This window comes from Chryseobacterium sp. GVT01B (assembly GCF_019970045.1).
Taxonomy (GTDB): Bacteria; Bacteroidota; Bacteroidia; order Flavobacteriales; family Weeksellaceae; genus Chryseobacterium.
On record NZ_JAHXYI010000001.1, the window covers coordinates 1 to 13,807 of the forward strand.

General features: G+C 35.8%; 9 protein-coding genes. 5 read left to right on the plus strand and 4 right to left on the minus strand.

What is annotated here, in order from left to right:
* Positions 1-1,308 precede the first annotated feature (1,308 nt).
* Positions 1,309-2,355 carry a PA0069 family radical SAM protein gene (locus LC457_RS00005; RefSeq protein WP_223598073.1) on the minus strand — a complete coding sequence of 349 codons (1,047 nt, stop codon included), beginning with the start codon at positions 2,353-2,355 and terminating at the stop codon, positions 1,309-1,311.
* A 122-nt stretch (positions 2,356-2,477) separates the two neighbouring features.
* Positions 2,478-2,672 (minus strand): hypothetical protein, encoded by a 195-nt coding sequence (locus LC457_RS00010; RefSeq protein WP_047378034.1) that lies wholly within the window; start codon positions 2,670-2,672, stop codon positions 2,478-2,480.
* 175 nt (positions 2,673-2,847) lie between these two features.
* On the opposite strand from LC457_RS00010, the gene LC457_RS00015 reads away from it, so the two are divergent.
* Positions 2,848-3,198, plus strand: coding sequence for a hypothetical protein (locus LC457_RS00015; RefSeq protein ID WP_223598074.1), 351 nt, complete (start codon positions 2,848-2,850; stop codon positions 3,196-3,198).
* 106 nt (positions 3,199-3,304) lie between these two features.
* Here LC457_RS00015 and LC457_RS00020 read toward each other — a convergent pair whose 3' ends face one another.
* Positions 3,305-5,956 (minus strand): hypothetical protein, encoded by a 2,652-nt coding sequence (locus LC457_RS00020; protein ID WP_223598075.1) that lies wholly within the window; start codon positions 5,954-5,956, stop codon positions 3,305-3,307.
* A gap of 31 nt (positions 5,957-5,987) precedes the next feature.
* Positions 5,988-6,785: a DUF2797 domain-containing protein gene (locus LC457_RS00025; protein WP_223598076.1), complete on the minus strand. Its 798-nt coding sequence runs from the start codon at positions 6,783-6,785 to the stop codon at positions 5,988-5,990.
* An 89-nt stretch (positions 6,786-6,874) separates the two neighbouring features.
* Between LC457_RS00025 and LC457_RS00030 the strand changes: the two genes are divergently transcribed.
* The 4 genes from LC457_RS00030 (at position 6,875) to LC457_RS00045 (ending at position 13,792) form a co-directional block, all read left to right on the plus strand.
* Entirely contained in the window at positions 6,875-7,903 is a 1,029-nt protein-coding gene (locus LC457_RS00030; protein WP_223598077.1) for a GDP-mannose 4,6-dehydratase, read from the plus strand.
* A 136-nt stretch (positions 7,904-8,039) separates the two neighbouring features.
* A complete protein-coding gene (locus LC457_RS00035; RefSeq protein ID WP_002662059.1) occupies positions 8,040-8,261 on the plus strand; it encodes a DUF2795 domain-containing protein in 222 nt (73 codons plus the stop codon).
* A 127-nt stretch (positions 8,262-8,388) separates the two neighbouring features.
* The gene (gene secA / locus LC457_RS00040) at positions 8,389-11,463 is read left to right on the plus strand and encodes a preprotein translocase subunit SecA (RefSeq protein ID WP_223598078.1); all 3,075 of its coding nucleotides are present in this window, start codon (positions 8,389-8,391) and stop codon (positions 11,461-11,463) included.
* 151 nt (positions 11,464-11,614) lie between these two features.
* Complete coding sequence (locus LC457_RS00045) at positions 11,615-13,792, plus strand: TonB-dependent siderophore receptor (RefSeq protein ID WP_223598079.1); 2,178 nt, start codon at positions 11,615-11,617, stop codon at positions 13,790-13,792.
* The last annotated feature ends 15 nt before the right edge of the window (positions 13,793-13,807 follow it).

Genomic DNA, 13,807 nt, shown 5'->3' on the forward strand with positions numbered 1-13,807 from the left:
CGCTTTTCAACGTAGCAATCTTCTCTGTCAGTGTCGCTCCGTATTTGCGAGTGCAAAAGTAAAACTTTATTTCTTAATGACCAAATGTTTTGAAAGAAAATTTTAAAGTTTTTTAAGTAACCTTAATTCCTTTCTCAACCTCAATCACCCTACTCCTGCGCTCCCTTTATTTGGGACTGCAAAGATACAAACTCTTTTTTAACCCGCAACTTTTTTTATTAAAAATTTAAAGTTTTTTTTCGTCCGTCTCTTCTTGAAGTATCTTAATGTTTTTAGCTTATCTAAAAGCTCTTCTGCGCTACTGTCTTACTCTCGTTTTTCAGTGGGGCAAAGATAGAAACTTATACGACACCCTGCAACTTTATTTAACATAAATTTTACCTTTCCGTAATATTTAACCCTAAACCATTGAAACAAAGGAGCAAAAATTTTAAACAAATGTTTGGAAGAAGGAAGGAAATCTTGGAGAGTCGGAGGGTTTGAGCGTTGGAGAGGATTTTGGGTCGGTGGAAAGGGATACGAGATACGAGATGCGGGGTGTGAGTCAGAGGGTGAGATGCGGGGTTTTAGGGTTTAGAATGATCAAAATATACATAATTATTATATAGAATAGCTTTTTAAAAGTTTTGGCTTCGCTATAGTCTTTATAATCATTATTATTCTATATCCCCAGATAGCATTGTCACTCCGTAGGAATAAGAACAAAACTCTTCTGTAAAATTAAAATAGCAGAAATATAATTCACCTTAATTAAAATGCTTCGACTCAGCTCAGCATGACACTGCTAATACTAACTGATAAAAAAATCTTAAACATTATCCTGCCAGCTTACTTCCTTTAAAAGCTCTCATAAAGAAGTTTGGATTCCTGCGGAATGACAAAATGGGAATAGAGGTTTATACTCACTAGCCACCTTCCATAGAAATCAGGAAGATGAAAATTCAACACCAATGGTCCTTTTCTACATAGAAAACCGAAACTCATCATTCATCATTCATCATTCATCATTCATCATTCATCATTCATAATTCATAACTTATAATTCATCATTCGTCTTCCTAGCCCTGATAGAAATGGTTACCCCGCAACTTAGATTGGAGAGTTGGAGGGTTTGAGTGTAGGAAAGCATCGGCGTGAGGAGTATGAATGGATAGCAGGATGAAGCTCCTGAAAAAATCGTACTATATACTATATATATGATAAGTATAAAATAACCAGAAGTGGAAAGTTTATTAATGACAACAATATTGAAAAACTGCTGCTCTTTATACTATAATATAATAGGTAGGATTAATCCGGATGTAATGATCAATCAAATAGTCTTAATTGCTGATCGCGGGTTCCGGTAAAATTAGCGGTTGAGAGCTTTGGAAATTCTTTACCGTCAAAAAACTTCTTTCTGCCGATCTTAAAAGTGGTATGAATCATTTCAGCAATGTTTCCCTCTCCTTTCTGTCTTTCGAAATATCTTTTATTTCCAAGCTTTCCGCCCCGCATAGAGCGGATAAGGTTTAAAACTTTTTGCGCTCTGTCCGGAAAATGACTTTCTATCCAATTCACAAAAACAGGCTCAACAGTATCATTTAATCTCACCAGAGTATATCCGAATCCTAAAGCTCCTGCATCGGAAATAGCTTTTAATATATTCAACGGTTCATCACTATTGAGTCCGGGAATGATGGGAGCAACCATTACGTGTACGGGGATGTTGTTTTCGGAAAGAATTTCTACGGCTTTTAATTTATTTTTTGCAGAACTCGTCCTGGGCTCCATCTTCCGTCTCAGTTCTTCGTTGATAGTGGGAATACTTAAAGAAACAGATACCAGATTTTGCTCCGCCATAGGCTTTAAGATATCCAGATCTCTTAAAACCATTGCATTTTTTGTCAGAATATTGACAGGATGTCTGTAATCCAGACATACCTGCAGTAGTTTTCGGGTGATTTCAAATTGTCTTTCGGCGGGCTGATAGCAGTCTGTGTTACCGGATAGCAGAATTGGAGCTGCTTTGTACCCTCTTTTTTGAAAAAACTTCTCCAGTAATTCCGGGGCATTTTTCTTTACCATGATCTTTCTTTCAAAATCAATTCCGGCGCTGTACCCCCAATATTCGTGGGTAGGCCTTGCAAAACAGTAAGAACAGCCATGTTCACATCCCTGATAAGGATTCATAGAATATTCCATCGGAAGATCCTCGCTTTTCACCTGATTAACAATGGTTTTGGGAAAAACTTCAGTAAAGGAGGTTTTTATTGTTTCGAAATCTTCATCATCAGGCTCATAGGTATACCTGTCGAAACGATTGATAACGTTCCGCTGAGCTCCCTGACCTTTTATGAAATTTTCGTTTTGCATTCTGGTGTAAAATTAGAATGGAATTTGCATAAAATAATGAGTTTTAACATTAAAGTTTTCCACAAAAAAATCCAACACTTTCAAAAGCGTTGGATTTTAACATAATTAAATATATTTTTTTACTACTTCAGTGCGTAAAATTCCACTCCATGAGTTTCATCATCCTGATTCTTTTCATCAAAGTGTCTGTGATAGTCCGAATAGGAATCACTATATTTTTTATCTTTTTTAGTCAATATTTTTTTTATGCTTATTAAACTTAATACTGCCAAAAGACCAACTCCTCCTGCCAGTAAAACTCCAACTTCTTTTTTCATATTTTCTTTCATTTAATATTGTTAGCATTGCAAAAAGCATACCTATTTTATTTTTTCAAATTATAAATTTTGTTAACATTGAACTTTATTATTAGGGAAATTACAATCCGATATTTTTATTATATTTAAAAATTGCAATGGTTTAATTATTGTACTTAACAAGAAAAATAACATTATGGAAAATCCAGAAAACATTGACAGGATGACAACCTTAAGCCAAGTCATGAAAACGCTTTCTGAAAGAGGAATACAGCGAGAATTCAGGATGAATGAGAAATGTGAAATGAAGTTTGAAAATTCTGAAAAGGTTTATCAGCCTGAAGAATTGGTGATCTTAAAAACATACCGTTTTGAAGGAGACAGCAATCCTGATGACAATGCAGTACTTTATGTAGTAAAAGATAATGCCGGAAACCGTGGAATGATCATAGATTCTTACGGAGCAGACAGCAATTATCCAGGTGAAGAGTTTGATAAGTTCCTAAGAGATATTCCTATATTGGAAAGCGACGAGTTCAATTTTTAAACTATAACCACTTTATATTAATTCTTTAAACCATTAAGGTTATTTCAATAAAAAGATCGTTGGTTTTATGTAATCATCAATCGTTCTGCTTTAATGGTTTAAGGAATTATTCTCCTGAATTTTCTTTTTTCTTGAATATATTGTTCAAAAAACCTTTCTTTTCCTTTTTTTCTGCTTCCGGTTTGGAGGCTTCTTTTTTATTTTTGATCTCCTGCTTTATTTCTTTTACAGATTGTTTCATTTCTTTCACAGAAGTGACTGCTTCTTTTACTTTCTTTTCCGTCTTTTCTACGTTTTTACCAATGAGCGTTTTCTTCAATCCTTGCTCAATTCCTTTCCAGAAGAGATTAAAGAAAGATTTTGTAGGATCTCGCTCTACATTTTCTACGGTAACAGCTTCGGGAAAACTGCCTGAATCTGATTTCAGAAAAACATTGGCAACAGCTGTGAGGAACCCTTTCTTCTCATGATTATTCTTATTAAGTACTGCAATTTTCAGATCTTTGTGTTTAAGATTAAAGGTTCCGTGTAATCCGGCAGGGTTTCCTTTAAAATTAAAAAGCATTTCCTGGATAGTTCCTGCAGTAGCCGTTACATGAAGGTAAGGCCTGATAAACGGATTGATTCCACTGGCGGGAAGGCCCGTAGTTTTCCCTGCAATTGTAAAATTATCATTGTTATCGGCAACATCGAAGTTCCAGTTTACGGAAAGTGGCGAAAGATTCATGAATGAACAATTGATTTTGATGTCTACCTTTGTGGGTTTTCCTTTTATTTTAGCAGAATTCAGGTTTTTGACGTTCATATTAAAGTTACTGAATATCAATTTTCCGGGTCCCATACTTTCCGGAGTATCCTCTTCATAGACTAATACTGAGTTTTTCAGATCAAGATTACTGATCGTCATCGGAATTTTAATAGAACGCAGCATTTTGGAATACAATGCTTTTATTTTTGGATCGTCTTTCGGAATTTTGCTTCTGAAAATATTGGCATTAGCTGACTGGATTGTGACATGGGAAGCATTCACCATTTTTTGATGGGAAAATAGATCCCATGTTCCTTCTGCCGAGATTTGTCCGGCTTTTATATCATACAGATCCCTTTCAACGGGTATCATTTTGATAAACTGTGCTCTCGAAACGAGAGGTTTCATTGAAAAATTATTGATCTGAACTTTATTTTTATTCAGCTTGAGAAGCTCTAAGTTCATGTTATAGAACTGAGTTTTATATGCAAAGTTCCGGGTGGTGAGATAATAATCTTTAACTTTAAATGATAATCCTGACTGATTGGGCTTGGGCGCTAATTCTATCGCGTTAAGTGTGGCATTCAAATCATGAAAAACCAAGGGTTCTTTCCCATTATCATAAGTAATATTTGAATTTTTCAAAGACATTTTACCTACAACAACAGATTGTATGATTCCAGGGCCCGAAGTTTTATTTTGCTTCTTCTCGCCTGTTTTAATTGTTCCATTTACATTGTCTATAAGGATATCTTTAAGATCAAGGTTCACTTTTTTATTAAGAAATTCTAATTTATTAATATTAAAAGCAATGTGGTTTGTCTTTAGAACTGCAGCCGTTTTTTCTACTGATGGAGTTCCGGGTGTCAGCAGAACATCCATAATTTCTCCGCTTTTAGGGCTTAATGCAAAACTTCTTATAGAGACATTCTGATGATTGGAATATTGGATATCTTTCCCGGCAAGCAGAAAATCTTTATACCCGATAGGAATTACCTGTTGTGAACTTTCTTTATTAAACATCATCTGGTTGATATTCAAATTAAGATTTCCTATAGACAAGAGCTTATTTCCATCTGGTTTGTTGATATGAACTACAGCATTATTCAGTTTAATATTTTTTAAATCAACTTCAAAACTGGAATTTTTATTACTTTTTATCGCTTTTACTCCTGTATTATATACTGTAAAAGCAGGATTTTGAAAATCAGCATTGGTAAGTGAAACCTTATTTTTTGTCAAAACCACATCTTTGAATTCCATTTTTGGAACACTAAATTCAAATAATTGTGGCTTTTTAGGATAAAACTTTTTAAACTGTACAAAAGAAAAAAGTGGAGTCAGTCTGAAATTTTCAACTGACATCTGCCCATCACGTGTATTAATCCTATTAATGGTAATGGCGTAGGTTTCATCGGGACGGAAAAAGAACTTCTCTCCTTTAATACTGTATCTGTCAAAAACTATTGGAAGTTTATTTTCAACAGACTCTTCTGTCATCTGTAAGTTTTCAACGAACAGATCCAGTTGCTGTACAGATAAAAATTTCTGTTTGGTATGTTTAAAAACGGCAATCTTTCCTTCATTGATCCTGATATTTTCAAATAAAAACGGGCTTCTCTTCTTTCCGGTTTTACGATCGACGGGTTTTGCGAGAATGACATTCAGATTAGGTTTTGCCAGTAAGAGGTCCGAGGAGCTTATTCTTTTATTAAAAATAGCATCATAAATTCCAAAACGGCTTATTCTCAGAGTATCAATAGTTCCCTGCAATCCAATAACGTCTGTATTTTGCGGATCTTTGCTGTTAACAGAGATTCCGGAAGCGAAGATATTTCCGGTTCCTAAATCTACATTCAGGGTTTTATAAGAAACTTTATAGTCAGTATTCTTTTTTATATACTCCGGAAGCTGGGTTTTAAGCCATATATTCAGTCCGAAATTCGCAGCAAGAAGAATTCCTGCCAGGATTCCGAAACTTATCAATAGTCTTTTAACCCATTTTCCCATATTTTGCGATTTGGTTTTATTTTTACATCGATCAATTTCTTATTTCAAGATCGATCACATATCCTTCGTGTCCTCTTACATTCATGAAATTTCCTCCTTCAAATCCCAGATACTGTCCTTTGATACCGGAAAGTCTTCCGGAAAATTCAGGTTTTTTATCTAATGTAAATGAAGTAACCTTTTCTGGTTTTTCAAAAGGATAATCGAACATCCATAATTCTTCTCCTTCTCTATAGAATTTCTGAAAATCTTCAGGAAAATATTCTTTGATCTTTTGTCTGAAATCCGCAAGGTCTATTTCTCCTTCAAAATCATCCTGCAGCATTTTTCGCCAATTGGTTTTATCTGCCAAATGTTCTTTCAGAGCTACTTCTATCATTCCCGCTTCATAACGGTTTTCGGTTCTTGCTATGGGTAATGCAAAAGTCGCACCCTGATCAATCCACCTTGTCGGAATCTGAGTATTTCTCGTTACTCCTACTTTTACGTCTCCGGTATAAGCCAGATACACGGTGTGCGGCTGAAGCTGAATTTGTTTTTCAATCTCCAGATCCCGTTCTGCAACGCCTAAATGTGCTGTAGAAAGCTCGGGACGGATAATGGTATCACTTGCATAAGGACTTTCAAAAAAGCAGTTTTTGCAGAATCCCATCCTGTAAATAGGTTTATTTTCTCCACAGTTTACACATTGAAATCCGGTGTGCCTGATACTTAATTCCTTTCCAATCAGCTCATTCATATGGATCAGGTCCCCTGAAAGATTGAGATAGTACTGGATTGGCTTTGCATCATAGCTTGTCATCTTTAAAATTTGCCCTTGAAACTGCATATTATATTTATATTACTTTTTTAAGTAAATTTAATGATTATATTTTTCAAAAAGTAAAATTTATATTTTTGTACCAATAAAAAATACAAATGGTTTATCTTGTAACAGGCGGTAGTGGATTCATCGGATCTCATTTAATTGAACGATTATTAAGAAATGGACATTCTGTCATAAACATTGACAATTTTGATGATTTCTATAACTATCAGGTAAAAATTAAAAATACTTTAGAGTCAATTGGTAAAATTTCGGATTTTGAATACTCAGACAAAGAGACTGATATCCGCCAATTGATTTCACTTACTCATTCTGACCAATATTCCCTCTATTGGCAGGATATCCGAGACATGAAAGGTCTTGAAAACATCTTTAAAAATCACCCTATCGACATGGTGATCCATCTGGCTGCACTTGCTGGTGTACGCCCTTCCATTGAACGTCCTTTAGAATATGAAGAAGTCAATGTAAGAGGTACTATGAATCTTTGGGAACTTTGTAAGGATTTTAATATCAAAAAATTTATTTGCGCTTCCTCATCAAGTGTTTATGGGAATAATGAAAAGGTTCCTTTTGCAGAAACGGATAATGTAGACAATCCGATATCGCCCTATGCAGCCACCAAAAAAAGTGGTGAAGTCATAGGACATGTTTACCACAATCTATACCATATAGATATGATACAGCTTAGGTTCTTCACGGTATATGGACCAAGGCAAAGACCAGACCTCGCAATACACAAGTTTGTAAAGCTTATTTCAGAGGATCAGGAAATTCCTTTTTATGGTGATGGGAATACTGCCAGAGACTATACTTATATCGATGACATTATTGACGGAATTACCAAATCTATCCTTTATCTGGAAAATAATACCGGAGTTTATGAGATTCTTAATCTCGGAGAAAACCAGGTAGTCACTTTATCAGAAATGGTTGCCACTATAGAAATGGCACTTGGAAAATCTGCCATTAAAAAAATTCTGCCAATGCAGCCGGGAGATGTCACAAAAACCAATGCAGATATTACAAAAGCAAAGGATTTAATAGGGTATAAACCGGCCACAGACTTCCAAAATGGCATAAAAAAATTTGTGGAATGGTTTTTGAGAAAACGACATTAAGTAAATTGCTGACACAGCTGCCATTCAGTTTGTGACAGCCATTTATAAGAAAAAATTATAAAAAGAATTGAAAATCAAGTATAAAAAAGTTTATTATACAACCTATTTTTATACTTTTGCAAAAAATTAGAAAATTATGTACTGGACATTAGAATTAGCTTCATATTTAAGTGACGCACCTTGGCCAATGACAAAAGCAGAGCTTATTGACTACGCAATCAGAACTGGTGCACCTATGGAGGTAGTAGAAAACCTTCAGGCAATCGAAGACGAAGGAGAAATTTATGAATCTATCGAAGAAGTATGGAGCGACTATCCTACTGACGAGGATTTCCTTTGGAACGAGGACGAATATTAATAAAGCGATAAGCTTTAGGCTGCGTGCTTAGAGCTTTTTTGCCCTTTTTTATATATTAATTTCACACGATAAGCGTGTCATTTAAAACGCTTAAAGCATCTTGCATTAAGCATAAAGCAAAAAATTTATGAGTTTTTTAAACAAAGTTCTTAAAGGGTTTTTGGGAGACAAAAAAGCGCAGGACCTAAAAGAAGTAAAAAAAGTTGTAACAAAAATCAAGGCTGTAGAACCTAACATCCAACAATTGACGGATGATGGGTTGAGACAAAAAACGGCTGAGTTTAAAGAGAATATAAAATCTGCAACCAGCAAGATCACAGCTCAAATAGAACAGATAAAAGAGCAGATAAAAAATTCAACCAATGTTGACGAAAAAGAAGCTCTTTTTTCAAAAATTGAGTCTCTAAAGAAAGAATCATACGAAATTGAGGAAAAAGTTCTTGTTCAGGTTCTTCCTGAAGCTTTTGCATTGATAAAAGAAACAGCAAGAAGATGGGCACAGAATGGAGAGATTCGTGTAACAGCAAGTGACTGGGACAGAGAACTGGCTGAGGCAGGAAAAGATTTCGTTAGCATTCAGGGAGACACAGCTGTTTGGAAAAACTCATGGGATGCTGCCGGAACTCCAGTAGTTTGGGATATGGTCCACTATGATGTTCAGTTTATCGGAGGGGTTATTCTTCACAGTGGTAAAATTGCCGAGATGGCAACCGGTGAAGGTAAAACTTTGGTAGGAACATTACCTATTTACTTAAATTCACTTCCGGAAAGAGGAGTACACGTTGTAACCGTAAACGACTATCTTGCAAAAAGAGACTCGGCATGGATGGGCCCTCTTTACCAGTTCCACGGAATGTCTATCGACTGTATCGATAACCACCAGCCGAACTCAGACGGAAGAAGAAAAGCATACAACTCAGATATTACTTACGGAACCAACAATGAATTCGGTTTCGATTATCTGAGAGATAACATGGTGACTTCACCTTCAGAATTGGTACAAAGAGAATTGAACTTTGCTATCGTGGATGAAGTTGACTCTGTATTGGTAGATGATGCAAGAACACCTTTGATCATTTCCGGCCCGGTTCCTCAGGGAGACAGACAGGAGTTTGATGTTCTTAAACCTTCTATCGACAGAATTGTTGAAGTACAAAAGAAAACTGTTTCTGCTATTTTCAATGAAGCGAAAAAATTAATCGCTGCAGGAAATACAAAAGAAGGAGGATTCAAATTACTTCAGGCTTACAGAGGTCTTCCAAAAAACAGACAATTAATCAAATTCTTATCGGAAAGCGGAAACAGAGCATTACTTCAGAAAGTTGAAGCACAATATATGCAGGACAACAACCGCGATATGCCGATTGTAGATAAAGATCTTTACTTCGTAATCGAGGAGAAAAACAATCAGGTAGACCTTACAGACAAAGGTGTTGAATACATGTCTCAAGGAAACTCTGATGCGAATTTCTTCGTTCTTCCTGATATCGGGACTGAAATTGCTGAAGTAGAAGCTAAAAACCTTTCTAAAGAAGAAGAGTTTGAAGCTAAAGAAAGACTTTTTGCTGACTTTGCAGAAAAATCTGAGCGTGTTCACACTATGAGCCAGCTATTGAAAGCCTATACATTATTTGAAAAAGATGATGAGTATGTAGTTATTGATGGTGAAGTAAAAATCGTTGATGAGCAGACAGGACGTATCATGGAGGGACGTCGTTATTCAGATGGTCTTCACCAGGCAATTGAAGCAAAAGAAAATGTAAAAATTGAGGCTGCTACTCAAACTTTTGCAACAGTTACACTTCAGAACTATTTCCGTATGTACAACAAACTTGCGGGGATGACTGGTACAGCTGAAACTGAGGCTGGTGAACTTTGGGAAATCTACAAACTGGATGTAGTGGTTATCCCAACAAACCGTCCAATTTTAAGAAATGACAAACAGGATTTGGTTTTCAAGACTAACAGAGAAAAATATAATGCTGTAATTGAAGAAATTGAAAGATTAACTGCAGAAAAAAGACCAGTATTGGTAGGTACTACTTCTGTTGAAATTTCCCAATTGCTTTCAAAAGCACTTCAGTTAAGAAAAATTCCTCACCAGGTACTGAACGCGAAACTTCACAAGAAAGAAGCAGAGATTGTAGCTGGAGCAGGACAGCCGGGAGTTGTAACGATTGCAACGAACATGGCAGGTCGTGGTACGGATATTAAATTATCTAAGGAAGTAAAAGAAGCAGGAGGTTTAGCTATTATCGGTACTGAGAGACACGATTCAAGACGTGTTGACAGACAGCTTAGAGGTAGAGCAGGACGTCAGGGAGATCCTGGAAGTTCTCAGTTCTATGTATCTCTTGAAGATAACCTGATGCGTTTATTCGGTTCTGAGAGAATCGCTAAAATGATGGATAGAATGGGTCATAAAGAAGGTGAAGTAATTCAGCACTCTATGATCAGTAAGTCTATCGAAAGAGCACAGAAAAAAGTAGAGGAAAATAACTTCGGAACAAGAAAGAGACTTCTTGAGTATGATGACGTAATGAACAAACAACGTGATGTAATCTACAAGAGAAGAAAGAATGCTCTATTCGGAGATCACCTGAAGTATGATATCACCAATATGATTTTTGATGTTGCCAATTCTATCGTTGCGAAAGGAAAAGCTACCGGAAATTATAAAGATTTTGAATACGAAATTATTAAAACATTTACCATGGAATCTCCGGTTTCACAAACTGATTTTAATAATAAAAATGTTCAGGATCTGACGAATATCTTATTCAACGCAGCTCAGGAAGATTACAAAATGAAATTGAACTTATTGAAAGAAAAATCATTCCCAATCATTGAGAATGTTTACCAAAATCAAGGTTCAATGTTCAAAATGATCCAGGTTCCTTTCACAGACGGACACAAAACAATGACAATTGTAGCTGATCTTAAAGAAGCTTACGATACGCAATGTGAAAGTTTAGTAAACGATTTCGAAAAGAACATCACTTTATCGATCATCGATGAAAACTGGAAACTTCACCTTCGTGAGATGGACGACTTAAGAAGATCTTCACAAGGAGCTGTTTACGAGCAGAAAGATCCATTGGTAATTTACAAGCAGGAATCTTTCCACTTATTCAGTGAAATGATCGACAAATTGAACAAAGAAATTATTTCTTTCTTATATAAAGGAGAAATTCCAGCTTAAGAAAAATTTAATAATATCATCTAAAAACCGCTATGGCATTGGTCATAGCGGTTTTTTGTTATTCAGGATATAATAATTTTATGATAAATATCAATCTTATTATTTATTTAGAACAGTTAAAAATAATATATTTGCAGAAAATTTGAGTTTCATGAAAAATGTACTGATCTGTGCTTCCGCACTGGGAACAATGCTGGTTTCTGCGCAAAAAAAAGACACCATCAAATCCAACGATATTGAAGAAGTAGTTGTTAACGGAAGATATTATCAGAAGTACAAGCTGAATGAGGTTTCGGGTTCACTGAGAATTCAGACTCCTATTCTTGAGCTTCCACAGAATGTACAATCTGTAAGTTCTCAGGTTCTTGCTGATCAGATTACATTGAACATGTCGGAAGGGATTGTCCGTAATGTAAGTGGAGCAAGAAAAGTAGAACACTGGGATAATGTGTATTCCAATGTATTTATGAGAGGAGCCGGTATTGCCACTTTCATGAATGGAATGAATGTTTCTTCTACCTGGGGACCTATCAATCCTGATGCTTCTATTATAGACAGAATAGAGTTTGTAAAAGGTCCTGCCGGATTCATGGGTTCTATGGGAGATCCTGCCGGGTTTTATAATGTGGTAACCAAAAAACCTACCGGAAAATTTGCTAATAGTGTTCGTTTCACTACAGGAAGCTATAATCTTTTCAGAGGGGAAGCAGATCTTGACGGAGTTCTTGTAAAAGACGGAGTTTTAGATTACCGTATCAATCTGATGGGAAGCTCCAACAATTCATGGGTGGAAAATGATAAAACAAGTAAAATCATTGTTGCTCCTTCCATTACTTTCAGACCTACAAAGACCACTACCTTTACAGCACAATACAACTATCAGTACTTAAAATTCAATCAACCGGGGGCTTACCTGATGTCTAATGACGGATACGCTTCATTGAATGTACATACCAACTTTAATGATCCGAACTTCAAAAAAACTGAAGTAAAAGATCAGAGTTTATTCTTAAGCTTAGACCAGAAACTTTTTAAAGATTGGGTTTGGAGCACACAATATGCTTACATGGACCTGAATTATGACGGAGGTTCATGGTGGGGAACTTTTGATCCAGCCAATAAAAATGTTTTAAACAGGACATTAAGCAACTGGCAGGCAAAAGGAAAAAATCACATTTTCCAGACGTATGTAAGAGGAAAGCTTAATACAGGAAATATTGTACATAAAGTTATTGCAGGATTTGATTACGGAGACAGAAAATACATTGCCGACTTTTCTTCTTATTCAAAAATTGTAGATGGCAAAGAGACCTTACTATTCCCTATCGATATTTATAATGTGAATTATGGAGTGGATGCTACAAAACTTCCTTCTTCTGATTTTTATACTTTAAATACTTCTGCCCCATTTTATAATGATCAGGGAGTAAAATACACTTCTTATTATGCTCAGGATCAGATTGAAATGTTTGATAATAAACTAAGATTAACCTTAGCAGGAAGATATACAAGCGGTAAAACCTATTCCGCATATCCTAATCTGAGCCCGGGAACGCCTATTGTACCTGACACAGCTGGAGAATTTACACCAAGAGTAGGAATAAGCTATTCTATCAATAAAGATTTCTCGGCTTATGGTATCTATGACAAAACCTTCGTACCACAATCCGGAACAGGAATTAACAAAACCAAAATTACAGATCCTTTCAGAGGACAGAATATTGAATTCGGACTGAAGAAAGACTGGTTTGGAGGAAAATGGAACTCTACTTTCGCTGTATACGAAATCAGAAGACAAAATATTCTTGTTGCGGGACCTAAAGAACAAAATGAAGGACAGCCTTTCCAGGTTGCTACCGGAGAACAAAGAGCCAGAGGATTTGAAACTGATATCAAAGGAGAGATCATCAAAGGGTTGAACATTATCATCAACTATGCATATACAGATGCAAAAACAGTTAAAGATACAGATCCTGCAAAAATTGGAATTCAGTCTCCGGGGAATGCTAAAAATGTACAAAATACATGGGTAAACTATAGGTTTGAAAATGGCCTTATGAAAGGTTTTGGTATTTCAGCAGGTTATCAGTATCAGGGAGGAAGACAATCCTGGTATGGGGTAAGTGCCACAAAAGATCAAAGCTTACCTGATTATTTTGATACCAACTTCGGGGTTTCCTATGTTGCTAAAAAATTCGATGTCAACTTTATGTTGAATAACGTTCTTAACAGAAAACTTTACAGCGGATACAGAGGAGATGGAGGAGAATACGCATGGATCTATAATGCTCCGCGTAACTGGAGAGTATCAATAGGATATAAATTTTAAAAAATCAAAGGTTAA